This is a genomic window from Fodinicurvata sediminis DSM 21159, from assembly GCF_000420625.1.
Classification (GTDB): Bacteria; Pseudomonadota; Alphaproteobacteria; order Kiloniellales; family DSM-21159; genus Fodinicurvata; species Fodinicurvata sediminis.
Map to the genome: position 1 here is coordinate 125,583 of NZ_ATVH01000011.1, position 23,210 is coordinate 148,792.

General features: G+C 56.1%; 22 protein-coding genes. 6 read left to right on the plus strand and 16 right to left on the minus strand.

Features of this window, described 5'->3' with window-relative positions:
* The first annotated feature begins 2 nt into the window (after positions 1–2).
* From G502_RS22770 to G502_RS21240, 6 genes are all read left to right on the plus strand, one after another.
* Positions 3–2,897 (plus strand): DotA/TraY family protein, encoded by a 2,895-nt coding sequence (locus G502_RS22770; RefSeq protein ID WP_040487477.1) that lies wholly within the window; start codon positions 3–5, stop codon positions 2,895–2,897.
* A 443-nt stretch (positions 2,898–3,340) separates the two neighbouring features.
* Complete coding sequence (locus G502_RS0101850) at positions 3,341–3,709, plus strand: hypothetical protein (protein WP_022726959.1); 369 nt, start codon at positions 3,341–3,343, stop codon at positions 3,707–3,709.
* Between the two features lie 11 nt (positions 3,710–3,720).
* The gene (locus G502_RS0101855) at positions 3,721–3,972 is read left to right on the plus strand and encodes a WW domain-containing protein (protein ID WP_022726960.1); all 252 of its coding nucleotides are present in this window, start codon (positions 3,721–3,723) and stop codon (positions 3,970–3,972) included.
* Between the two features lies 1 nt (position 3,973).
* The gene (locus G502_RS0101860) at positions 3,974–4,783 is read left to right on the plus strand and encodes a hypothetical protein (RefSeq protein ID WP_022726961.1); all 810 of its coding nucleotides are present in this window, start codon (positions 3,974–3,976) and stop codon (positions 4,781–4,783) included.
* A complete protein-coding gene (locus G502_RS0101865) occupies positions 4,780–5,022 on the plus strand; it encodes a hypothetical protein (RefSeq protein ID WP_022726962.1) in 243 nt (80 codons plus the stop codon). Before G502_RS0101860 ends, G502_RS0101865 begins: the two co-directional genes overlap by 4 nt.
* 731 nt (positions 5,023–5,753) lie before the next feature.
* Positions 5,754–6,326, plus strand: coding sequence for an OmpA family protein (locus G502_RS21240; RefSeq protein ID WP_245560694.1), 573 nt, complete (start codon positions 5,754–5,756; stop codon positions 6,324–6,326).
* A 68-nt stretch (positions 6,327–6,394) separates the two neighbouring features.
* Here the strand turns inward: G502_RS21240 and G502_RS0101875 are convergent, their stop codons facing one another.
* The 16 genes from G502_RS0101875 to trpD all read right to left on the minus strand — a co-directional run bounded on the left by G502_RS0101875 (position 6,395) and on the right by trpD (position 23,187).
* Complete coding sequence (locus G502_RS0101875; RefSeq protein WP_022726964.1) at positions 6,395–8,032, minus strand: NTP transferase domain-containing protein; 1,638 nt, start codon at positions 8,030–8,032, stop codon at positions 6,395–6,397.
* 1 nt (position 8,033) lies between these two features.
* Positions 8,034–8,687, minus strand: coding sequence for an XdhC family protein (locus G502_RS0101880; RefSeq protein WP_245560695.1), 654 nt, complete (start codon positions 8,685–8,687; stop codon positions 8,034–8,036).
* Positions 8,688–8,746: 59 nt separating this feature from the next.
* A complete protein-coding gene (locus G502_RS0101885; RefSeq protein WP_026988958.1) occupies positions 8,747–9,094 on the minus strand; it encodes an XdhC family protein in 348 nt (115 codons plus the stop codon).
* Positions 9,091–10,356, minus strand: a complete 1,266-nt coding sequence (locus G502_RS18215) for a vWA domain-containing protein (RefSeq protein ID WP_051152008.1) — start codon at positions 10,354–10,356, stop codon at positions 9,091–9,093. Before G502_RS18215 ends, G502_RS0101885 begins: the two co-directional genes overlap by 4 nt.
* Before the next feature lie 39 nt (positions 10,357–10,395).
* On the minus strand, positions 10,396–11,352 hold the full coding sequence (locus tag G502_RS0101895; RefSeq protein WP_022726966.1) for an AAA family ATPase: 957 nt from the start codon (positions 11,350–11,352) through the stop codon (positions 10,396–10,398).
* Positions 11,334–11,672 carry a YdbL family probable chaperone protein gene (locus tag G502_RS0101900; protein ID WP_022726967.1) on the minus strand — a complete coding sequence of 113 codons (339 nt, stop codon included), beginning with the start codon at positions 11,670–11,672 and terminating at the stop codon, positions 11,334–11,336. Before G502_RS0101900 ends, G502_RS0101895 begins: the two co-directional genes overlap by 19 nt.
* A gap of 34 nt (positions 11,673–11,706) precedes the next feature.
* A complete protein-coding gene (locus tag G502_RS0101905) occupies positions 11,707–11,913 on the minus strand; it encodes a YnbE family lipoprotein (protein ID WP_022726968.1) in 207 nt (68 codons plus the stop codon).
* 70 nt (positions 11,914–11,983) lie between these two features.
* Positions 11,984–15,004, minus strand: coding sequence for an intermembrane phospholipid transport YdbH family protein (locus tag G502_RS0101910; RefSeq protein WP_022726969.1), 3,021 nt, complete (start codon positions 15,002–15,004; stop codon positions 11,984–11,986).
* Positions 15,005–15,086: 82 nt separating this feature from the next.
* Positions 15,087–15,881 carry an FAD binding domain-containing protein gene (locus G502_RS0101915; RefSeq protein WP_022726970.1) on the minus strand — a complete coding sequence of 265 codons (795 nt, stop codon included), beginning with the start codon at positions 15,879–15,881 and terminating at the stop codon, positions 15,087–15,089.
* Between the two features lie 14 nt (positions 15,882–15,895).
* Entirely contained in the window at positions 15,896–18,256 is a 2,361-nt protein-coding gene (locus tag G502_RS0101920; RefSeq protein ID WP_022726971.1) for a xanthine dehydrogenase family protein molybdopterin-binding subunit, read from the minus strand.
* 4 nt (positions 18,257–18,260) lie between these two features.
* Positions 18,261–18,728 (minus strand): (2Fe-2S)-binding protein, encoded by a 468-nt coding sequence (locus G502_RS0101925; RefSeq protein WP_022726972.1) that lies wholly within the window; start codon positions 18,726–18,728, stop codon positions 18,261–18,263.
* Positions 18,729–18,886: 158 nt separating this feature from the next.
* Positions 18,887–19,639, minus strand: coding sequence for an SRPBCC family protein (locus tag G502_RS21835; RefSeq protein WP_022726973.1), 753 nt, complete (start codon positions 19,637–19,639; stop codon positions 18,887–18,889).
* Between the two features lie 35 nt (positions 19,640–19,674).
* The gene (locus G502_RS0101935; protein ID WP_022726974.1) at positions 19,675–20,886 is read right to left on the minus strand and encodes a molybdopterin molybdotransferase MoeA; all 1,212 of its coding nucleotides are present in this window, start codon (positions 20,884–20,886) and stop codon (positions 19,675–19,677) included.
* On the minus strand, positions 20,883–21,362 hold the full coding sequence (gene moaC, locus G502_RS0101940) for a cyclic pyranopterin monophosphate synthase MoaC (protein ID WP_022726975.1): 480 nt from the start codon (positions 21,360–21,362) through the stop codon (positions 20,883–20,885). Before moaC ends, G502_RS0101935 begins: the two co-directional genes overlap by 4 nt.
* Positions 21,359–22,165 carry an indole-3-glycerol phosphate synthase TrpC gene (gene trpC, locus G502_RS0101945; RefSeq protein WP_022726976.1) on the minus strand — a complete coding sequence of 269 codons (807 nt, stop codon included), beginning with the start codon at positions 22,163–22,165 and terminating at the stop codon, positions 21,359–21,361. The genes moaC and trpC overlap by 4 nt, the downstream gene beginning before the upstream one ends.
* Complete coding sequence (gene trpD, locus G502_RS0101950) at positions 22,162–23,187, minus strand: anthranilate phosphoribosyltransferase (RefSeq protein ID WP_026988961.1); 1,026 nt, start codon at positions 23,185–23,187, stop codon at positions 22,162–22,164. Before trpD ends, trpC begins: the two co-directional genes overlap by 4 nt.
* Positions 23,188–23,210 lie beyond the last annotated feature (23 nt).

The window sequence follows — 23,210 nt, forward strand, 5'->3', positions numbered from 1 at the left end:
GCATGTCTATTTTCGGAAAAATCGGGCGTGGAATCGCTGCTCTGACCGTCGCTGCCGATGCTCCCGCGCGCGCTGTGAAGGCAAGCGCGGGATATCATGGCTGGGCGCTCGGATCACTCCTGCGGCTCGCGCGTGCACGCGGTGGTGCGCGTGATAAAGGGCATGCACCGTCGTTGCAGGCAATTTGGCGCGCGTGGTCGGCATATGTGGTCGGGGGTGCCCTGACGGCTTGCATGGGGATACTGGCTGCGCCAGGCGCTCTGCGCGGCGATGATTCCGCTTTCAGTATAGCGCTCGTGAGCATGGCCTTATCTGCTCTCGCTGGGCTGCTCGCAATGCGCGCCGGGATCGCACACTATCATCTGAGAACTGGTCGCGTGGGCGGCTGGGCTGAGTGGTGGCGGGAAGGTGCATTCGTGCCGCCAAGTGAGCCGGGCGCGGGCAGGGGGCTGGCAACGGTCCTTGTCATGCTCTCCGCCGGAGCCGTCTTGCTGCCCGCCGTGAGTTATGCCGCTGTCGCGGGATCAGCGGCTGAGCCTGACGCCGCATTGCGGGCGATACACCTCATTTTTCCTATCGAGAACAGTACGGCGGGCAGCGAGATGCTGAGGCAACTCAGTACATTTCTCGTGCTTGCCGCAACGGGCGTGACGGGATTTCAGATACTCGCTTCGATCGTGCACGCCGCGCAGTCGGGGGAGTCTACATTAACGGCGGATGGCGCGTATTTCGGACCTTGGGCCATTACGCGCTTTGCAATCGCATTTGCGGCATTGGTTCCGGTTGCCAGTCCGACAGGGCTCAACGGCGCGCAGGTGGCTGTGTCAGAGGTGTTGCAGTGGTCGTCAGACACTGCAACGGATCTCGGCGCAACTTTTGTTGCCGAAGTGCTCGGCGTCGATGAGCTGGGCGGTGAGGAAAAAGGGCCGGTGGGGTCTTTCGGTGTGCCGCCAACGGTCGGTGGCATCACACTTGCGCGTCAGATTCTTGAATCGGAATCCTGCGCTCTGGTGCATGGCTGGCATTCGAGCAGCGAAAAGCCTGTGGATTTCACAGATATGCCTTTGCCACCGGTCGGCGGCAGTAGGAATCCTGATGCGCAGTGGCTCTATCAAGATTCGCGCGGCGATCTGTACGAAGATATTGAACAGCAGGATCGCGAGGAAAGACTTTCGGACTCGATGTACTGGCAGTACCCGGGCCAGTGCGGAAGCTTGGCACTCCCGGCTGAAAGCGAGGATTCCGAACCGCTGCAGACGTATCGAGATGCCCGGATCATAGCGCTTTCAGATCTCGTGTCGGCAGTGCGCGAAAGTGGGCTTCCGGTCGCTCTGGCGGCTGGCTCCGTGCCAAACGGCGGCGTCTGGCCGACCGAGCCTCTGATTCCCCAGCTCCAGACGGCTGCGGAGGAGTACGATTCGGCTGTTACGGAGGAGGCGTCTACGTATCTCGCGGAGAAACAGAGGGCGGCACGTATTGAGATTGTTGAGTCAGTGCGGGAGCAGGGCTGGACCGCGATCGGTTCGCTCTGGCGCACACTGAGCGCGGCTCACGGCGAAGTCGCCGCTTTGGCTGCTGAGCCTCCAGAACGCACAAATCCGGATTCATCGGATGGCTGGCTGAGCGGCAAAAAGCTTCCGGAAGAGTGGCAGAATCTCGCTGCCCGGCTCGATGCACAGTGGAATGAGGAAGGCCGCGTGCCAATGCTCACGGGCGATTTGCTCACGGTGCCGGGGGACGAATCGTCGGGAATCATTGCGAAGATCTTGAATCCTCTTACGCGGCCGCTTGCAGAAGTGATGCTGGGATTCACAGAAACTGGCGATAGCGACCCGCTCGGCTCGATGATGAGCCTCGGTCATATTCTTACCGGCGGCGCGGAGGCAGGGATTGGAATAGGGTTGGCTGCGAGCATCGCTGCCAACAACACTGCCGCCAGCATTGCAGGCTTGGATGGCGCGTATCAGTGGGCCGAAGGCTTTGTCAGACCGTGGATTTGGTGGGCATACGGGATCGGTGCTGTCTACGCGTATCTACTGCCTATGCTGCCTTACATTGCAGTCGTGTTTGCTGCTCTGACGTTCTTCTTTGCGGTAATTGAACTCGCGATTGCTCTCCCGATCGTGTGCCTGCTTGCCGTCCGTCTCGATGGCCGCGAATTTATTCATGCGGTTTTCAGGCCGGGGCTGATCTTAGTCGCAAACGCTGTGTTGAGGCCGATTTTCACCGTAGGTGCGCTGATGCTAAGCTATTACTTGCTGCCGGTTGCCCTAGGCCTTGTGAACAGTACATTTGCGGCGGCTTTCATCGGCAGTCAGGGCGGGTTCACGCTCGGGTTCGGCGGCATTCTTGTAGGCTTAACGCTTATGGTTTGGCTGCAATGGCAAGTTGTTACGCGCGTGCTGTCGGCAGTGCATGAGATTCCGGATAGATTGCTTCGCTATTGGGGCGGACAAGCAGCCGACGGCGCGACTGAGGGGCGCGCTATGGGTGCGGCTGTAGGCGCTGCAATCGCTGTCGGTGGCAAGCCCGGTGCTCCCGGCGGTGGCTCTGATGGCGGCGGCGGCGGTCTGCCAGGTATCAAAAAATCGAGCGGCCCCGGTGGCTCAGATTCTGGCGGCGGTCTCGGTTCCGGCCCCGGTGAAGGCGGCGCAAGCGGCATCACGAAAGCCGGTGGTGGCGGCTCTGATGGCGGCGGCGGTCGTGGTCAGCAAAGCGCATGGTTCCATCAGAGCGGCGGAACAGAGAGCTTGAGCGGTAGGCATCTCGCGCAAGCTCAGAAATCCTATGAAGCGTGGGCTGAAGAGCGTGAAGCCGAAGGTAAAGAGGTGCATGGATTCGATGACTACGTTGCGTATGCGCAGAAACAGCAAGCCCTGAAATCCAGATCATTTTAAGGATAACCGCAGCTCGAAACTCTCCGAGCCCGCCGCATGGCGGGCGACGGAGAGGAATCAGGTATCGCAGCAGAGGCCCACGGGGGCGCCGCTGCCGAGGTTTGGCGGGCGGTTCGATGATATCGAATGGCGGCACGGCAAAACTCACCGCAGAATCCTTGCCGTCACAAGGATAATTCTTTGCTCACAAGGATTCTGCAGAACTCAATTCCTTGAGTTTTCCTTGTGAAGGCAAGGAAAAGTAAAAAATCCCTTTAGGAAAATTTCTATAAATCCTTTAGTGAAAGGAAAAGTAAAAATATTTAAGGACTCATGTAAGGAAAAACATAATTAAAGTAACAAGGAAAATAGTTCTTGATCAAATTTCATTTTTATGGTCTCATTTATGTATGTTCGCAATCACGCGTTCATGTATTGCGGTTTTGACCGAAAGGAAAAAAGCTATGACAAAAGATGATTTTATTCGATTCCGAGAAAGCCGAGCTGCTGAAATGACATCGCGGCTGGGCGCGGATATCTCGGAGTGCGAGACCTGGTCGGACTTTCAGGACACCATGCTTGCTTTTCGAGATGAACTTGGCTCCAGCGAATTCGTGGAGCGAGCAACACATCTTCACGGCGTGCTGTCTTCCACAGAAATCGTGCTTCTGCAGATCGTGTTGCACGAGATGGATTACGCTTGGCTCGCTGATGAGCTTTCCAAAGAGCGCACTTTTTGGGGAGTCGTATCTGCGCTCGATGCTGAGCAGTTAGAAGCCTTGTTGCTGCCACTTATGCGGCGCTGCGGCTATTCGATTCGACTTTCAGTATAAGGAGAAGTGGCATGAATACGGCCCAGCATGACGCTTATGTGATTGCCGACAACCCGGACAGGTCTTGTCTCTGCAAGCTCAAGCTAAAAGACATTTCCGAGGCTTCTGATTTCGAGCCGATCTACGGTCCCGTTTCGCATGATGAAGCAGAGGAATGGCTGAGGGATTTCGCGTATACGCAGCGCCAAAGAGGCTGGCGTGTGTACTATGACGAGTCAGTCGGGGTCTATTACTATGATCACATTAGTAAAGAGGAAAGGTGAAATGAGTGTGATTGAAGCAACTGATGGAACACGTGAAGTCAAGCTGACTATCACGAAGCGCGGCAGAAAGTGGTTTACATGTCGCGTCGGCAAAAGAGCTGCAAAAGTGCTCATCAACGACGTGTCGGGAGACCTGCAGGTTGACGACGTTGCTAACGTCGAGGTTCTGGATAAGAGCGAGAAAACTAAGTTCGGCACGACCGTGATTTACGAGCCGGTTCGCGTTCTCGAAAAGCTCGATTCAGAGCGCGAGGAAGCTCTGAAGTGGCTCACGCTCGCTGAGCGAGATATCTCAACTGGTCTGCATCGCACGAATGCTATTCGTCGCGCTCTCGCGTTCGAAGGCAAGTTCTCTGACATGCAAGACCGCTTTGACGAGTTGCATGATTCTATCGACGCGCATGCAGAAATGGAGCGCATGCGTGAGGAAGCGGAGAAAGAATATGAGCTTGTCGAGTGTGAGCCGCCGTCTACTCCAGAGATTCAGATTGTGAACGGCGGAGATGCAGAGATCGGGACGCGAATTTTCGAGGTCAAATCTCGAGAGAGAGATGCGTCGATTTACTCTAATCAGATGCGCATGATTAAAGACAATCGCTCGAACTCAAAGCGGAGTGGTGTCATGCACTTTGAAATGCCGACATCGCCCGGCGTGTACAAAGTCTTGACGAAGCGTAAGCGCTCTTTTGAGCAGCACTATCTGTTGCTATCGGCTGGTGGAAAATGGTATGAAATCCAGCCCGGCAACGAGACGACGGTTAGCACGTGCCTGCAGGCTCTCAACGGCAATGATTGGGAGGGCGCGGCATGAATGTCATCGGTATATACGGCTACGACGAGATTCCCGCTCAAATGAGCAGTGATACTGAGCTTGCGAGTGAAGCACTCCAGTATATCAGTGCGGCCCGAAAATGCGGGCTGTCAGATGCTGTAATTGAGCAGGATTTGCATCAGCGGTGGGTTTTCGGGCCGCACTGCATTGATGATGTCGAGATTCGAGAAGGAGAAGTAAGAATCTACTTTTACGACTGGCTCTCAGACGACGAGTGAGCTACCCGATTCGTTACCGCGAATCGCGTTGACTGCGTGTAGCCCTCAGTGTACACCGCTTCGTACATTAGCCGGTTACGAGAGTCGAAACTCCGCAGTGATATCAACGCCTTGCATGGTATAGCTTCTTAGTCTCCCGTTGGGGACACCACCTCCCTTGAATGACGCCAGCGCCAGCCAGTCCGTTCTCATCAGGAACAGCTCGTCACGGGATTTAGGCGCTCATCTTTTCTTAACTAAAGCTGATCCATTCTGCTGTCTTGGGTATGGCATTTATAAGTTCGCTTAAGAAAAGCTTTGGCGAGACCTAGACAATACATGAATGCCTACCTAAATATTTGGCGTTCGCTGAAAGATGGAGCACTGATCGTGGCTTGCAGAACGATACTCAAGTGTTACGCAAAGGTGACAGATGCGTTCGACGCCGTTTAGTGTGCTTGCCTGCGCTCGACGAGCCCATCCTGGGTAGAGGCTGCTAAGCCCTCTTAAAAACTCAAGAATCGGATGATTCTGAACACGGGTTATGGTAGAGAGTGCAAAGAAGTTACAGGGGACTGTGGTTTTAAAGTCGCACATCCCCATGCACTATACGGGAATTCAATAATGGAACTTCCATTAGTGGACTTCAGAAGTTATGTTGTTGCATGATTTTCGGTGTGATCCGTCCGCATGGGGTTCCTCGCAACCCTGAGCAAACGAGTTTATCAACCCAACCAGGGGGACCTCCAAAGATGACCTTACTTCGAAACACCTGCTTCGCTACAGCAGCTGCCGTCGGCCTCACCATGGGCTTTGCGGCAAACCCGGCCCTCTCCGCTCAGGTCGATGACCGCGAGCATGGCTGGTGCAATGTCGTCACGAACATCCAGCCGGAGAACGTGATTCGCTCCTCCAACGGCAAGGCCGTGATCCAGGATTCTTCCTATCCTTGCGAACCACAGATGGCCGAAGAGCCTGAGCCCGAGCCCGAAGCCCCCGAATCGTTCGTGGTTTACTTCGACTTCGATCGTTCCAACATCCGTCCGGATGCGGCCGAAACTCTGGTCGACGTTCTCGAGACTGCCGAAGCGGAAGAAGCTCAGGGCTTCGCTCTGACCGGTCACACCGATACTGTTGGCTCGGCCGAGTACAACATGGCGCTGTCTCTGCGTCGTGCCGAATCGGTTCGCGACTGGTTCGTGGACCGCGGCGTTCCGGCTAATGCAATCTCGGTTGCCGGTCGTGGCTTCTCCGAGCCGGCCGTTCCGACTGGCCCGGAAGTTCGCGAGCAGCTCAACCGTCGTGTTGAGATCGTGATGCAGTAAGCCATACGGCTTAACGCACAAGAAGAAACCGGCGCCCTTAGGGCGCCGGTTTTTTCAATGGTGACATCTCACGCTTCTTGTATTCGCTGGCGCAATGCTTCCAAGTCTTGGGGGGCGTCGATATCGGCGAGCACCGAGGCATCCTTGACATCCACTTCGGCCACACGGTCGGGATAGTCTCCGAGCAAACGACGAGCCCCGATATCGCCGGAAATCTCCATAATTTCCGGGAAGAATTCCTTTCCGATCAATACCGGATTGCCAGGTTTGCCTTCCCAGGTGGGGACGCAGATTTCACGTCCTTCGACAGGATTGTAGCTCGTCACCAAACGATTCAGGACTTCGCTGCTGACCTCTGGCATGTCGGCCAGCATGACAATGACGGCATCGGTGTTTTCTTCCAATCCAGCCAGGCCAGCCTGCAAAGATGTACTGAGCCCGTCGGCGTATTTCGGGTTATGGATGAAGCGCACCGCCTTGTCTTTGAGGTTGGTCTGGATCTTGTCGGCTTCGTAACCCGTGACAACCAGGCAGTCTGACACCTGGGAGTCCAGGGCCGTATCGATAGTGGCTTCCAAAAGGCTTTTGCCGTTTGCCTTTTCAAGCAGCTTGTTGATTCGTCCCATACGCCGTGATTGACCCGCCGCCAGAACAAGGGCCGTGACCTTGGGCAGGCGTTCTGTCTCGTCGTGAGAGACAGCTTGTGTCCGGGGCATAGGGCGTGAGGGAATTTCCTTCAGCAAGCCCCCCACACCCATCCCGGAAATATCATCGGGTTTAATAGGCAGGTCTGCACAAAGGCGTTGTAGAACCCAGTCAAAGCCATTCAGCTTTGGGGATCGCGCGCAGCCAGGCAAACCGATGACATCGATTCCCTCGATTTCGGCGAGCAGCAGCAAATTTCCAGGATCAACTGGCATACCGAAATGATTGACTTGTCCGCCAGAACGCTCGATGGCGGCTGGTATGGTGTCCTTGCGGTCGATAATCGCGGAGGCCCCGGATATCAGCAGGATATCCAGTTTTTCTGCAGCCAGTCGTGAGATCGCGGCGGCAACCTCTTCCTCCTCATGGACACAGCGTATCTCTCGGACATCGGGACTGCCCAATTGCCGGAGACGATGGTTGAGTGCTGACTGTGTCTTATCAAGAAGGCTCTCCTTCATGCCAGCCAAACTGGTCTGGATCAGGCCGACCTTCTTGCGCTGGAAAGAGGCAATCTGTACGGGCGCTTCACCCGCTTCTTGGCAGAGTTCCTGACATCTCTGCAGGGATTGCCGGGATGCCGCAAAAGGAATGATCTTCACGGTCGCCATCATCTGCCGTGGTTCCACCACTTCATACGCCGGCAGCGTTGCGACAGTTAGTGCTTCATCAATCCGGTTCACGCTGTTGATCAGCTTGGTATCAAGGCGCAGGAGCCCGCGACTTGAGGACATAATATTGCAGCGACCCGTTACAGCACTGGTCAATGCAGTGCCATCACCAGAAAGCGAGGAGGCAAGGGCTTCGGCTGCTTCATCTTCGTGAACGTCGCCGTCCTCCAGCTGCGCAACCGTGACTTCTTCAATTTGGGCCAGACGAAGCGCCTCGATGTCTTCGCTGCTGAGACGACGCCCTTTCTTGAAGCTGACGGAGCCACGTTTCAGGGAATGGGCAAGCAGCGTGCCTTCGGCCTGACTTACGGGCATCTGGCCAAATTTCATCTCATCCGCTCCTTCCGGATTTTCCGGGGATTGCAGTATTGCGCAAAACAGCTGTCAACTCTGCCAGAATGGAGACAGCAATTTCCGCAGGACTCTGTGCGCCAATGGACAGGCCAACTGGACCATGTATACGAGAGAGTGTGTCCTGATCCATACCAGCCTCACTTAGACGCTGGAGGCGTTTTTGATGCGTTCGGTTGGACCCCAGTGCACCAATGTAGAAAGCAGGGCTCTCGAGCGCGACCAGTAGGGCGGGATCATCCAGCTTGGGATCATGTGTGAGTGTGACGACAGCAGAGCGGCTGTCGAGGTCGAGACCTTCCAGAGCTTCATCGGGCCAGGATTGGAGAATCTTCAGGCCGGGAAAACGTGATTGGGTTCCCCACGCTTGCCGAGGATCGATCAGTGTGACCTCATAACCCATCTGGTCCGCTATCGGGCACAGCTTCTGGGCGATATGGACAGCACCAATAACCATAAGACGAGCTGGGGGCATATGACATTCGGCAAAATGCCGTTTGTCACTCATCAGGCCACTTTTTCCTTGGGAAAGGGCGTTTCGCGCCTCCTCCATCAGGCCATCGGGCAGCTTCAGCTCGCCTTCTAGCTGCTCGGGAAGAAGCAGCAATTGTTGGCCCGACTCCAGATTCGTCACGAGACAGGCAGGTACCTTTGACTGCATGGCCCTGCGCAAGCTTTTCAGAAGTGACCCTTTCATTGATCAGACACCAGCTTCTCCACGTAAACGCGTACGGTGCCGCCACAAGCAAGGCCCACCTCCCAGGCATCCTCATTCGTGACACCGAACTCTAGCAGGCGGGGCGCTCCGTCCTTCATTGCCTGTTTGGCTTCTTCAACCACCGCCCCCTCGATGCATCCACCTGAGACTGAACCCATCATGTCTCCGGCTTCGTCCACCAGAAGATGACTTCCTACGGGGCGGGGAGAAGAGCCCCAGGTGCCGACAACTGTTGCCAAGGCTGCAGTCCGCCCCTGATCGAGCCAGCTTTCTGCGAGTCCCAGGATTTCATCGCTCGCGGCATAGAGTGGATTTTCCGTCATCCCACCAAGTCCTCCTTCCAGATCTTTGCCGGGCTGGGCCGGGACATGGCACTGCTTTGCAGGACATCAGCCAGCTGCCCCAAACTTTCCAGATTATGAACCGGCAGAAAGTCATCGACATGCGGCAAAAGAGCTCGGGCCCCGCCGGTTTTGGGTTGATAACCATCGTAACGGAGCAAGGGATTGAGCCAGATCAGGCGACGACAGGACTTGTGTAGCCGCTCGGCTTCCTTTTCCAGCAAGGTGTTGTCCTCACGGTCCAGGCCGTCCGTGATCAGCAGGACAGTGGCACCCTGTGCCAGTACACGACGTGACCAATGAAAATTAAAGTCGGAGAGACAGCTTCCGATGCGCGTCCCCCCATCCCAGTCCTGTGCAGTGTGTCCGATATCATCGAGTGCAATATCGACATCCTTTTCCTTGAGCGAACGGGTCACATTGGTCAGGTGCGTTCCGAACAGGAATGAATGCACACGCTCCCGCTCACCCGTGGTGGCATGCATGAAATGCAGCAAGATGCGTGAATAGCGGCTCATGGAGCCCGAGATGTCACAGAGGATGACGAGAGGGGGAATCCGCTCGCGGCGTTTTCGCCAGGAAAAGCGCATGGTTTCACTGCCACTGCGGAGCGATTGCCGAAGGCTGTTGCGTAGATCAATGCGCCCGGGTGTGGCCGCTGCCTTGAAGCGTCGTGTACGAAGCCTTTCAAACGGCATGCGCATGCGGGCTATGCGCTGCTTGGCTTCCTGGATCTCTTCTTGTGACATTTGCTCAAAGTCACGATTCTGCAGGCTGTCCTTCTGTGACCAGGTCAAGGCTGCATCAAGTTCAATTTCCTGCTTTTCCGATTCCTTTTCTTCCTGCTCATTCTGGTCGAATTGCATGGCCTCGGCGACACGACGATTGAGCGGTTTTCCCGGATCGTTCTCGCTTGTTTCATCGAACATTGTCGGCAGGAAAAGCGAACGCATGCGATCCAGAAGGTGCGGATTGCGCCAGAAAACCTCGAAAGCTTGGTCAAAGATCTCCTGTTGATCCCGGTGGGTGAGGCAGACTCCATGAAGCGCCCAGTAAAAATCTTCCCGCTGCCGAAGACCGACCGCCTGTACGGCTTCAAAGACCTCAAGTGCTGTAGATGTTCCAACCGGAATGCCCGCCGAGCGCAGGACACGCAGGAAGCGCAGGATGTTCTCTGCAAGTCGTCCTGATCCGGTCTCTTCCCAACTGCCAGATGTCTCGGAATCAACCTGGCCCGCGTTCAAGATTCCTGCAAAGGGTCCGCTTTGTTGCATGGCCAGGCCTTACTGCGCTGTGGCAACATCCCGCTTGATCTTCTGTAGCAGGCGGGTTGCCTCGCTGCCCTCAATCTTGGCTATGTCATCCTGATACTTGAGAAGCACACCGAGCGTGTCATCGATGGCTGAGCTGTCCAGACTGATCATGTCGAGTTGAACCAGGGCTTCGGCCCAGTCGATGGTTTCCGCAATGCCGGGTGACTTGAACAGGTTGGCGTCACGCAACGCATGAACAAAGCAAACGATCTCACGGCTCAAGCTGGCTGGAACGCCTGGAGCTCGAGATGCCAGGATCTTCTGCTCGCGCTCCATGTCCGGATAATCAACCCAGTGATAGAGGCAGCGTCGCTTGAGCGCGTCATGGATTTCACGGGTTCGGTTTGAGGTCAGGATCACGATTGGCGGTTCGCTCGCCTTTATGTTCCCAAGCTCTGGAATCGATATCTGGAAATCGGACAGCAGTTCCAGAAGAAAGGCCTCGAAGGGTTCATCCGTGCGATCCAGTTCATCGATCAGCAGGATAGGTGGCCCTTCCGGGGCCGGTTTCAGGGCTTGCAACAAGGGACGCTCGATCAGGAACTCTTTGGAAAAGATATCCGATACCAACGAAGCCCGATCGTCGGAATGTCCGGTTGCCTCAGCCAGGCGAATCTCGATCATCTGCCTGGGGTAGTTCCATTCATAGGCGGAACTCGCCAAATCCAGTCCTTCGTAGCACTGCAAGCGAATCATGCGCCGGCCCAAGGACGCCGACAGAACCTTGGCCAACTCAGTCTTGCCAACACCGGCTTCTCCTTCCAGGAACAGGGGGCGCTTCAGCTTAAGGGCCAAGTACACCATGGTGGCGAGGTTTCTGCCCGCTACGTAATTACCCTGCTCCAGAAGATTCAGCGTTGCTTCGACACTATCGGGAAGCGGGGAGGAATAATGGTTAGCACTATCGTTCACGGTTTCTGTGTCCATTCGCCGTTTGGCTTCTTGACCCAGGTCCCGCTTGGGGCTTTCTGGATGATCTGTTCAAAATAGACCTTGCCGACTTCCTGAACAGGGGCGTTCTGTTGCTCAGCGCGTTCCCTATAGACCTCGAGGCGTTCCTTGTTGATGTCGTTCACTGCACGCTCCGCAGAGGGCGTGCGTGCTTCCATCAAGCCATCCCAACGCTCACCGGCATCCCCACTGCTGCGAAGCTCCTGCGCGGATTGTGCCCAGGCACCGGTGCCCGGACTGAAGCTGCCCAATAGAATGGCCAGAAGTGCAATAAGAAGAGTCCTACGCATATTCATGCTCTGTTTCCCGTAAATACCACCGTTCGTCCGTTCAGAAGATGTCGGAATTGGATTCGATATCCTCTTCCGCCTGTTCTTCCAGGCGGACACGAACATCGGCATCGAGCTTGACGTTCAGGTTGATCGTGATCGGGTCTTTCGGGGCCTCGACTCTTACGGTGGGCTGGCAGGCGGCCAGCAACCCCAGTGCAAGTACGGCTGTCAGGATCCCGAAGGAGTCTTTGTGCAGTCTGGTCACTTCAAAGCTTTCTTCCGTTGAAGATTGTGCAGTACATGCAGGTTGTCTTCTAATTGTGGTGGCTTAATGGTCATTGCACAAGTTCAAGCATATCATCCAGAATGTTGCGGGAGAGGCGCCGCCCTTCAGAGATTGCCTGGAGAAGAGGGGCGAGATTCCCACTCAAATTTATATTCAGATCAAAGGGGTGGCCATCGAGCACATCCGGATTCTGGCCCTCGAGTTTGATGGCCAGACGGCTTTCCCCCTCAGCGGGCTTGTGAATGTCCAAGCGCAGCCTGTCGTAATGGAAATTCTCCAGAGCATCCATCATCAGGGACACGGCTTGTCCGCCAGAGGCGAGGGCAGAACGGACCTTCTCAGACTTGAATGAAATCTGGCCGTTCTGGGAGGATTCCAGGTGACCATCTGCAATTTCGAACGTACCGCCGTTAATGGTGACAGGTATTTCCCCTGTAAAGCGCCCGTCTGCATCCAGATCTTCTATATCAATCAGGTCAACCAGTTGTGCGATACTGATATCTTCGAGCCTTAAAACCAGGTTGTGGCGATTATTGGAAAGATCGAACTCACTGCTATCGATTCTCAGGTCCCCTTCCGCAAAGGCGGCGTGCAGATTCTCGATAATTACGACAGGAAGGTTCGTTTCTCCCTTTGCAAGTTCAAGACGGCCCGATATCTCCGAGAGCAGAATATTGCCTATGCTTGCGGTTTCGATCCTGAAGGCCTGTGGTTCGGCCGTTCGCAAAGGCAATAAGCTTCCGACCCCGAGGGCACTGTCCAGGTTCTTGATCGATGTGTCGAAAACATCAAAATCAAGACCATTAAGATAAAGCTGGCCACGGCCGTTCAGTCCGTAGTCATTCCAGGAAATATTGAGGTTGAGCGCAGCATCGCCCTCGACTTCATCAAGCATATCAAGCACTGGAAACAATCCCGAAGGCTGCAGTCCATCAATCAGGAAACGATGGGACGGAAGGGACAAATTCAGTCCACCATTGCCGGTTTCCAGACTGTGTGATCCCTCAGCGATAATATTTGCCTTGCTGTACGGATTTTCGCCCGCAAGCGAATAGACCAGAGACTCGCTTCTGAGAAACACCTGCCCGGTCAGTTCCAGCGGCGTGAAAAGGGGAGGATCAGCGGTGCTGCTCATAAGTCCCTTATTCACTTGAAGCAGAGGTGTATCTTGCTGTGGCAGAGGGTATTGAGCTTCGAAGTCCAAGCCTGAAAGGCTCAACGCAGGCTCATCCAGGGTTGTCTCCTCTAGATTTCCGGTGGCACTGAAAGCAGGGGATTGTCCGGACGGCAAGCTGGTGTCGTGCGTCATTTCAAAATCAACGGACAAGGGCTGCAGTTGACCCGTCAGAGGGGCGCCATTTGCCCGGAACTGCCGGAACCGTTGTTCCTTGAGTTCTGCTGCACCGTTGATTCCCAGGTTGAAATCAGAATCCCCCTCGTTACGCAGGAACAGTGCGGTCAGTTGGTCGATCCTGATCTCTGATTCCGGAATCTCCAGGCCGGCCGGCAGCGATAGACCTTTTGCATTGACTGTCCCGGGTTCCAGGACAGCGACCTCCAGTTTCCGGCTCGTCTCGCCGCTGAATTCTATGGACAGTTCGGCTGTGCTCCTTCCAGTACTGGCATAAGGCGTGCTGAAGCCTTCACTCACCGCTGACAGCGTTGCATGTCCATTGTAGCTTTCAAAGGTACCTGAAAGGCTGGCAGATCCACTGATCCTGTGTGTTCCAAGCTGCTTGAGGGGAAGGCTCTCGACAAGAAGGTTCTCAACCCTGGCTTTAAGCTGTTTCTCCTTTGGAAGGATATGCCCGGACAAACGTCCAGAAAGTTGCTCGCCTTGTGTTCCCTCGAGTTCAGCATTTGTTGAAAATTCGATGCGGGGCGTTCCGTCCAGCCCACTTACTTCAATGAAAGCTCGATCCCCCGGGGCCTCCGACAAGTGCAGGCTATAGCTATCCGCAAGAAGTTCCTCAGTTCCCGATTTGGCGCCATCAGGTCTGAGGCCCGGCTTGTGCTTCTTGGACGTCAGGGACAGTCGCGCCGGATCCTTTGGGAAGAGGGCGTACTTTGCACCCTCCAGCAAGAAGTCGGCAGACATTGAAGCGTCCATGAAACGGCGGTCGATGGGCGTTGAAAGCTTCGAGACCTCCAGACCGATCTTTCCCTTTGCGTAGATAGCTTTAACCCAGTCTTCAATGCCTTCCGAAGCACCAGCCAGGACTGTGGCCTCCGGTAAGCGCAGATTGCCATTCAGGGAAAGAATACCCTGCATCTGCTCATCCTGAATAGGCAGGTCGTCCACCCAATCTTCCCACTCGCCCTTTGTGATTTGCACCGTGCCGTTCAGATTCAGGTCAGGGGAGTCGGAGATTTCCCGGCCGGAGAAGGACATTTCTCCCTCTATACCCATCTTGGGCACGGCCACTTCCAGGTTGCCCTCCATGGCCACCGGAAGCAGGTCAGTCAGGTTCAGCGCAATAGTCCCAGTGACACGCGACTCACTGTCGTCGATCTCGTGAAAAGTCAGCTGCAGGTCATGCTTTCCCGAGCTGGTCCTGCGCAGAAGAGCATCCATTGAAAGACTGTAGCGTTTTCCTTCATGAACAAGGGTGTACTCGGCATTTTGAAGCTGGATATCGGATACTTCCCAGTTTCCGACGAGGTCCTGGGGGGAAGGTATCGAATCTTCTTGAGGGGCGCCTTCACCATCGAGGCTTGCGCTCGACCCATTGTTTTGGCGGTCGGTGTGTTCCTGCAAGACATCGAGGCCATGAAGCTCCAATTCGGGTAATACGCCGGAAAGCAGATCTCCCGGGTTGTAGCGTATGATCAGCTGGTCTGCTGAGATACGTTCCAACATTTCGTTGCGGATATGCAGATCTTCGATAACAGCCTGCTTCAAACCAACCTCGGCAACCGTCAACTTGGCAGGAATTCCAGCTTGCTGCAGGTAATGATCCGCAGCCCATTGCAAGACTGGCTTGCGCAGGGCAACGGTGCCTGCACTGGCAATCAGGATGACACCAAGCAGTGCCAGAACAGTGAAAAGACCTTTCTTCCGTCGGGACATGATACCGCTTCGAGGCCCTAGAAATCAGGCCGGACCCTGTAGGGGCCCGGCCTGGTAAAAGCGTTCCTGCAGGTGCAAGTGTTCAGGAAAGAGATTTCATGGCCCTGCGGGCCATGACGTTTACCAAGTGTGCCCTGTATTCAGCTGAACCATGCAGATCGCTGTTCATTCCATCAGCAGGGACATTAACATTGCGTATGGCGTCCTCAGAGAAATTGTTGCTCAGTGCAGCCTCCATCTCCGGCACGCGAAACGCACTTGGAGCGGCTCCTGTAACGGCGACCCGGGTTTCCCCTCCGACAACGGCTACGAAGACACCAACCATGGCATAGCGAGACGCGGGGTTTGGAAACTTGGCATAGGCGGCCTTATCCGGGACGGGGAAATTCACCGAAAGGATAAGCTCGCCTTCTTCGAGCGCGGTTTCGAACATATCCACGAAGAAATCGTCGCCGCTGATCTCGCGCTTGTTCGTCTTTACCGTGGCGCCCAACCCCAGGACCGCGGCCGGATAATCAGCCGAGGGATCCGCATTGGCAATGGAGCCGCCCAGAGTGCCGCGATTGCGGACTTGAGGGTCTCCTATTCCACCGGCGAGCTTCGCCAGGGCAGGTATCTTCTGGTTGACGAGCGCGTTGGAAGCGACGCTTGCATGAGTTGACATGGCCCCGATCGCAATACGTCCGTCATCCTCGCAAACGCCAGTCATATCCTGTATGGCGCTGAGATCCACGATATCCGAGGGACTTGCCAGGCGTTGCTTCATGGTTGGCAGCAGGGTCATCCCCCCGGCAAGGAAGGTTGCGTCCTCGCTGCCACCTCGTGCACGCACCGCATCGTCCACGGAACTCGGGCGGTGATAGTCAAAATTGTACATCCGTCTGGCCTCCCTTATTCAGCCGCCTGTCTGGTTTTTGCCTGGGCAATTCGCCAGACCTTTTCGGGACTTGCTGGCATGTCGATTTCCTGATCCAGCGCGTCCGTAATGGCATTCATCAGGGCCGCTGGTGCGGCAATGGCACCTGCTTCACCACAGCCCTTCACGCCAAGTGGATTATGGGTGCATTCACTTGTCGTCATGCCAACACGGAAGGTTGGGAAATTGTCAGCCCGCGGCATGCAGTAATCCATGTAAGACCCGGTAACCAGCTGGCCGCTGTCCTTGTCATATACACAGTTCTCATAAAGCGCCTGACCGACACCTTGAGCTATGCCGCCGTGAACCTGACCCTCAACGATCATCGGGTTGAGTATGCGCCCGAAATCATCGACGGCGACCCAGTCCTTGATCTCCGTGATGCCGGTATCCGGATCGATCTCGACTTCCGCGATATGGACGCCAGCAGGGTAGGTGAAGTTCAGGGGATCATAGAAGGCCGTTTCGTCCAGGCCGGGTTCCAGGCCTTCCGGATAGTTGTGGGGGACATAGGCGGTGAACGCGATTTCTGCCATGGCCTTCGATTTGTCCGTGCCCGAAACTGTGAACTGTCCGTCCTTGAACTCCACATCCTCGGGACTGGCTTCCATGAGATGAGCTGCAATCTTGCGGCCCTTCTCGATCACCTTGTCACAGGCCTTTGATATGGCGGACCCGCCTACAGCCAGCGAGCGGGAGCCATAGGTTCCCATGCCCATGGGAATCTGGCCGGTGTCACCATGAACGATCTCCACATTCTCGTATGGAATGCCCAGCTTGTCGGCGGCCAATTGCGAGAAGGTGGTCTCGTGGCCCTGTCCGTGACTGTGTGACCCCGTAAATATGGACACAGTGCCAGTCGCGTTGAAGCGAACCTGGGCTGATTCCCAGAGGCCGACACCGGCTCCCAGAGAACCGACGACAGCCGACGGTGCCAGTCCGCAGGCCTCGATATAGGCCGAGAAGCCAATTCCGCGGAGCTTTCCATTTCGCTCGGACTCGGCACGCCTTTCTTTGAATCCAGTGTAGTCGATCATTTCCAACGCCTTATCCAGCGTCGGCTCGTAATCCCCCGTGTCGTAGTTCAGGGCCACGGGCGTCTGGTAGGGGAACTGGTCTGGCTGTATGAAATTCTTGCGGCGCAGCTCGGCCGGATCCATCCCGAGTTCCCGTGCCGCGACCTCGACAATGCGTTCCACAACATAGGTGGCTTCGGGGCGTCCAGCCCCACGATAAGCATCCACGGGCGCTGTGTTGGTAAAGATGCCCTTCACGTTGCAGTGGATTGCGGGCGTGGTGTACTGGCCAGCCAGTAGGGTGGCATAAAGATAGGTTGGAACGCAGGTCGAGAAGCTGGAAAGATAAGCGCCAAGATTGGCCTTGGTATCGACCTTGAGGCCCAGGAACTTGCCACCTTCATCGAGTGCTAGTTCTACATGGGTGATATGGTCGCGCCCATGGGCATCCGTCAGGAAGCTTTCCGCGCGTTCGGCTGTCCACTTGACGGGGCGCCCAACCTTTCGGGCCGCCCAGGTACAGGCCGTCTCTTCAGCGTAGGCGAAGATTTTCGAGCCGAATCCTCCGCCCACATCCGGCGCCACGACACGCACCTTCGTTTCGGGCAGGTTCAAGACAAAGGCGCAGAGGATCAGCCGCAACAGGTGCGGGTTCTGGCTCGTCGAATAAACGGTGTAGCTGTCCGATCCGGAATCGTATTCGCCGATGGCAGCGCGCGGCTCCATGGCGTTGGGAATCAGCCGGTTGTTGACCAGATCCAGCTTTGCCACACGATCGGCCTTTGAAAAGGCCTCATCCACGGCAGACTGGTCGCCCAATTCCCAATCGAAACAGAGGTTTCCAGGGGCTTCTTCGTGTATTGGATCCGCGTTTTCGGCCGTGGTCATGTCGATGACGGGATCAAGGTCCTCGTAATCGACCTCTATCAAGTCCGCGGCTTCACGGGCCTGGGAGAGGCTCTCCGCAATCACCATGGCAACCTGATCACCGACATAGCGCACCTTGTCGCGCACCAATGGATAGTGTGGAGGGGCCTTGTGCGGTTCACCATGACGGTCCGTGACGACCCAACCGCAGGGCAGGGAGCCCACACCGTCGTCGGCCATGTCCTGGCCTGTAAAGACGGCCACGACGCCGTCGGCCTTGCGGGCTTCGTCAGCGTTTATGGACGTTACTTTTGCATGGGCCACCGGTGAGCGCAGAAAACAGGCATAGACCTGGCCCGCCTTGTTGATGTCATCGGTGTAGTGCCCCTTACCTGTCAGAAAGCGATAGTCTTCTTTGCGCTTGACGGAGGCGCCAATTCCTGTGTCTGGCATGGCTTCAACTCCTCATTTCCTGTGCAGCCGACTGAATGGCCTTCACGATGTTCTGATATCCGGTGCAGCGGCAGATGTTGCCCTCCAGCCAGTGACGAACCTCTTCGTCAGACGGCTCCGGATTATGCTTCAGCAGATCAAGCGCGCTCATGACCATACCGGGTGTGCAGTAACCGCACTGCAGACCATGATGCTCCTTGAAGGCCGCTTGCATGGGGTGAAGGTTGCCATCTTCTGCCAGGCCTTCGATGGTGGTGACGTCCGCGCCCTCGGCCTGAGCTGCCAGCATGGTGCAGGACTTGGCCGATTGGCCGTTGACGTGAACCACGCAGGCGCCGCATTGGCTGGTATCACAGCCAACATGCGTTCCAGTCAGGTTCAGATGTTCTCTCAGGAAGGTGACGAGCAGGGTACGCGGATCAACGGATTTCGTGACTTCCGTCCCGTTGACGGTCATGGAAACGGTGAGCATTGACGTCTCTCCAGCTGTTCTTTGCGGTAATGGTTAAGCCGCCTGTATTCTTATCCCGCTATACCTTGCGGTTTGGCCCTCCATCACGGGGCATTGTGAGAATGAGTTTGTGCTTCCTCTCTTAGGCGGTCAAGTGGGGCAGGGTGCTGCCTGGTGAGTTAAACGAAAAGGATGAGCAAAAGGACGATAATGATGGCTGCGCCCCCAATCCAGACGGCCGGAGGCAGCCCGCCAGGCGTCTGTGAAGAGGATGGTGCATCCTGCTGTTTCTCATCCTTGTCTGCCTTGGTGTGTGATGTCTGGGCTGGGGCTGCCGTCTCTTCAACCGAACCGGCAGATGCGGTCGACTCAGCCGCTGCCCCTGAATCTGGGGAAGGGACAGTCTTCTCATCTGCCGCACTACCTGCTGCGGCGCCACTGTCTGTTGTGGTTTCAGCTGCTTCCTGGGAAGAAGTGGAAAGCGCATATTTCTCGGAGACCTGGCGTTCGAACTCTGAGAAGAATTCACTCGCCATCTTCTGTGCGGTCCCGTCGATCAGGCGGGAACCGAGCTGTGCCAGCTTGCCGCCCACCTTTGCTTCCGCCTTGTAGGTCAGTGTGGTCACCTGGTCGCTTTCAGCTTGAAGGTGGACATCGGCACTGCCTTTGGCAAAGCCTGCAGCGCCGCCCTTTCCTTCGCCACTGATCGTATAGCTCTCTGGCGGATTCATGTTCGATAAGGATACCGATCCTGTGAATTTGGCATTCACGGGGCCGACCTTCGCCTTGACCTTGGCTTCGAAGGAATGCTCATCAGTCTTCTCGAGCTCTTCACATCCAGGAATGCAATTCCTGAGGATATCCGGATCGTTCAAAGCCTCCCACACTATATCGCGGGGCGCTTCAATACGATATTCACCGGTCATTTCCATGGCAGCCTCCCTTGGTTGTTGTCAGAGTATGATTATCAGATCGGATAGACTTGGTTATCCAGACGTAGAATGGAAACCATTTCTCCCTTTTCGCGTGTTGGATCATGGGGGGGGCGCACGATCAGGGCTGTACTTTGTGCCAGGGTTGAAAGCATCGAACTGTCCTGGCGTGAAGCTGGCCTGACTGTGAGCCGGCCGTCAGCATCCCGTCCAAGGCTTGAACGGACATAATCCTGGCGTCGGTCATTGGCCTTTAGGTCCTCTTCCAGAATGGCCCTTTCCTGGAAGGAATCATGGCCCTCTAGCCCCTGAAGCCTTTCCAGGCATGGTCTCAGGAAAACCATGGCGCAAACCAGTGTTGAAACAGGATTGCCCGGCAGTCCAAGCATCGGAACTGGACCAAGCTGCCCAAACAGAAGAGGTTTTCCGGGACGCATTGCAATCTTCCAGAAATCCATCTTCAAATCACTCAGGCCGCTTCGAATCAGGTCATGCTCGCCCACCGAAGCGCCGCCGGTCGTCACCAGAAGATCAGCTCCTCTGGCGCCCGCAATTATGCTGTTGAGTGTGTCGGCGTTGTCCGGTGCTATACCAAGATTCAACGCAGTGCCACCACAGGCTTCTATGAAGCTGCACAGTGCCAACCCGTTGGAGCTTACGATCTGTGCGGGCCCCGGAATTTCGCCAGGCATGACGACTTCGTCACCGGTGGCCAGGACCGCAACCCGGGGCTTTCTGTAGACATGAAGCCAGGGGACGTTCATGGCGGCTGTCAATGCAATATCGCGGACATTCAGGCGCTTTCCCGTGGTAATTCCCGTATCGCCAACCTGGAAATCCAGGCCCTCGGGACGAACGTAATGGCCGATGGGAATGCTCTGGTGGATTCGAACTTTTGATTGCTCCAGCGCCTCGGTGTCTTCCTGTATCACTATGGCGTCGGCACCAGGAGGAAGTTGGGCCCCCGTGAATATGCGAACGGCTTGTCCGGCCTGAAGCGTGCCGTCAAAGCTTTCGCCAGCGGCAATGTGAGCGATGATATCCAGTTCAGTGGGGCATTTCTGCAGGTCGTCAGCGCGTACGGCATAACCATCCATCGCGGATACAGCTCGTGGGGGATGACTGACACGCGCCTTTACGGGATGCGCCAGTACGCGACCGCGTGCACGCTCAAGCGAGACCTGTTCCGCCGGCAGGGGCGCTATATTCTCGAGGATCCTCTCTAGAGCTTCCTCGACTGCAATCATCGGCTGGCCTCATATGTACCTGATTTTCCTCCTGACTTGTGGGTCAGCCGTATGTTTCCAATGACCATGCCGCGATCCATGGACTTGCACATGTCATAAACAGTCAAGGCAGCAACGTTAACGGCAGTCAGGGCTTCCATTTCGACGCCTGTGCGTCCCTTAAGCTTGCAGGTTGCCTCGATCAGCACCTTGCTCTGCTGCTGGTCCAGGGAGAGTTCCACTGATACGGAGCTGAGTGACAGGGGGTGACATAGTGGTATGAGGTCGGGTGTGCGCTTGGCCCCCATGATGCCGGCCAGGCGTGCGACGGAAAGAACGTCGCCCTTGCCGATCGTGCCTTCCGCTATGCGTTGCGCCGTTTCGGCAGAGACCTGGATTTCCCCCATGGCGGTCGCAATGCGTTCTGTTTCCGCCTTGTCGGAAACGTCGACCATGCGGGCCCGCCCCTCATCATCGAAGTGGGTCAGTTTGTTCATGGACGTCCCGCTTCCTCGGGCTGCAAGGCGCGTGCGGCTTCCTCTACATCATCCTGCCGCATCAAGGATTCCCCGATCAGGAAGCCGCGTGCGCCGGCCTTGGCAAGGCGGTGCAGGTCACTGGCCTGGTAAAGCCCACTTTCCGCGATCAGGAAACGATCCTCTGTAATCTTCGGCGCAAGTTTTTCTGTTGTCTCAATATCGACTTCCAGAGTCTTGAGATCACGATTGTTGATGCCAATCAGCGGAGAATGAAGGTTGAGAGCCCGATCCAGCTCCAGTTCGTCATGGACCTCGAGCAATACATCCATACCCAGATCTATGGCCAGTCGCTCAAGTTCCTCGGCCTGTTTCTGGGACAGAGCCGCCAGGATCAGAAGCACGCAATCGGCGCCGAGTGCACGGGATTCGAGGATCTGGTAGGGCTCAAGCATGAAGTCCTTGCGCAAGACGGGCAGGGAGCTTGCCGTACGAGCCATTCTCAGATGATCGTCGCTGCCCTGGAAATAGGGAATATCCGTCAAGACGGACAGGCAGGTTGCGCCACCACGCGTATAGGCTTCAGCAAGTTCCGCAGGATCAAAATCCTTGCGGATGAGACCTTTAGAGGGAGATGCTTTCTTGATTTCGCAAATCAGTCCATAGCCTGAATCGGCGGCCTTCTCCTTCAAAGCGCGGTGAAAGCCACGGGCTTTCCCGTTGGCAGCTATGATCTTGTCAAGCTCGTCCACAGATAGAAGCTGCTTTCGCTCTTCTATGTGCTTGCGCTTTTCACTGCAAATCTGTTCAAGAACGTCGCTCACTGCTTAGGCTCCGTGTTGGTAATTGACACGAGCCTGTCCAGAACCAATGCGGCCCGTCCACTGTCTACGGCTTCGGCTGCCATCTCGAGGCCCTGGGACAGGGTTTCCACCTTGTCCGCGACTACCAGAGCCCCTGCAGACGTCAACAGGATGGTGTCCCGAAGCGCTCCCGGCGCTCCCTTCAGGAAGGCACGCAAGGCCTGGGCATTCTGCTCTGCATCCCCGCCTCGAAGTTCTTCAGGGGCTGCTGAACGCAAGCCGTAATCCCTGGGGTCGATGTCGAACGCTTCGATGTGTCCTGAATTCAGAGAGACCACGTGGGTGAGCCCTGCCGAAGTCAATTCGTCGAAGCCATGTTCACCATGGACGACCCAGGCCTTTTCATGTCCCAGTCCTTTCAGGACCTCGGCCAAGGGCATCAACCAATCCTGATTGAAGACGCCCAGTATCTGTCGCTTGACGCGCGCTGGATTGCACAGTGGACCCAGGATATTGAATATGGTCCGTGTCCCCAGTTCCACACGTGCGGGCCCCACATGACGCATGGCGCTGTGATGGCGGGTCGCCATGAGAAAGCAGGTTCCGGCCTCTCTCAGAGCATGGCTGACAAGTTCAGTCTCGGCTTCAATGTTCACACCAAGCGCTGTCAGAACGTCCGCGGCCCCGCTTTTCGAGGACAGTGCGCGGTTGCCATGCTTGGCCACAGGTACACCGCAGGCCGCGACAACAAAGGCAGCTGCTGTCGAGATGTTGAAGGTTCCCTTGGCATCTCCGCCCGTGCCGCAGGTATCAATCGCATCAGGTGGCGCATCGATTGCGTGCATTTTCCCGCGCATGGCCCGAGCTGCACCAATGATTTCGGGGACGCTTTCACCGCGCACCCGCAAAGCCATCAGAAATCCACCGATCTGGGCCGGAGTGGCATCCCCCGACATTATGACATCAAAAGCCGTTTCCGCCTGGATTTCATCGAGCGGTACGCCTTCGGCAACAGTTCCGATAAGCTGCTTTAAGTCCGTCATGTCCTTCGTCACAGAGTCGTCCT

What these genes read in the sequence shown, in the direction of transcription:
- G502_RS22770 (WP_040487477.1), top strand. Translation starts at nt 3, where the DNA reads ATGTCTATTTTCGGAAAAATCGGGCGTGGAATCGCTGCTCTGACCGTC.
- G502_RS0101850 (WP_022726959.1), top strand. Translation starts at nt 3,341, where the DNA reads ATGACAAAAGATGATTTTATTCGATTCCGAGAAAGCCGAGCTGCTGAA.
- G502_RS0101855 (WP_022726960.1), top strand. Translation starts at nt 3,721, where the DNA reads ATGAATACGGCCCAGCATGACGCTTATGTGATTGCCGACAACCCGGAC.
- G502_RS0101860 (WP_022726961.1), top strand. Translation starts at nt 3,974, where the DNA reads ATGAGTGTGATTGAAGCAACTGATGGAACACGTGAAGTCAAGCTGACT.
- G502_RS0101865 (WP_022726962.1), top strand. Translation starts at nt 4,780, where the DNA reads ATGAATGTCATCGGTATATACGGCTACGACGAGATTCCCGCTCAAATG.
- G502_RS21240 (WP_245560694.1), top strand. Translation starts at nt 5,754, where the DNA reads ATGACCTTACTTCGAAACACCTGCTTCGCTACAGCAGCTGCCGTCGGC.
- G502_RS0101875 (WP_022726964.1), bottom strand. Translation starts at nt 8,032, where the DNA reads ATGAAATTTGGCCAGATGCCCGTAAGTCAGGCCGAAGGCACGCTGCTT.
- G502_RS0101885 (WP_026988958.1), bottom strand. Translation starts at nt 9,094, where the DNA reads ATGACGGAAAATCCACTCTATGCCGCGAGCGATGAAATCCTGGGACTC.
- G502_RS0101895 (WP_022726966.1), bottom strand. Translation starts at nt 11,352, where the DNA reads ATGGACACAGAAACCGTGAACGATAGTGCTAACCATTATTCCTCCCCG.
- G502_RS0101900 (WP_022726967.1), bottom strand. Translation starts at nt 11,672, where the DNA reads ATGAATATGCGTAGGACTCTTCTTATTGCACTTCTGGCCATTCTATTG.
- G502_RS0101910 (WP_022726969.1), bottom strand. Translation starts at nt 15,004, where the DNA reads ATGTCCCGACGGAAGAAAGGTCTTTTCACTGTTCTGGCACTGCTTGGT.
- G502_RS0101915 (WP_022726970.1), bottom strand. Translation starts at nt 15,881, where the DNA reads ATGTACAATTTTGACTATCACCGCCCGAGTTCCGTGGACGATGCGGTG.
- G502_RS0101920 (WP_022726971.1), bottom strand. Translation starts at nt 18,256, where the DNA reads ATGCCAGACACAGGAATTGGCGCCTCCGTCAAGCGCAAAGAAGACTAT.
- G502_RS0101925 (WP_022726972.1), bottom strand. Translation starts at nt 18,728, where the DNA reads ATGCTCACCGTTTCCATGACCGTCAACGGGACGGAAGTCACGAAATCC.
- G502_RS21835 (WP_022726973.1), bottom strand. Translation starts at nt 19,639, where the DNA reads ATGGAAATGACCGGTGAATATCGTATTGAAGCGCCCCGCGATATAGTG.
- G502_RS0101935 (WP_022726974.1), bottom strand. Translation starts at nt 20,886, where the DNA reads ATGATTGCAGTCGAGGAAGCTCTAGAGAGGATCCTCGAGAATATAGCG.
- moaC (WP_022726975.1), bottom strand. Translation starts at nt 21,362, where the DNA reads ATGAACAAACTGACCCACTTCGATGATGAGGGGCGGGCCCGCATGGTC.
- trpD (WP_026988961.1), bottom strand. Translation starts at nt 23,187, where the DNA reads ATGACGGACTTAAAGCAGCTTATCGGAACTGTTGCCGAAGGCGTACCG.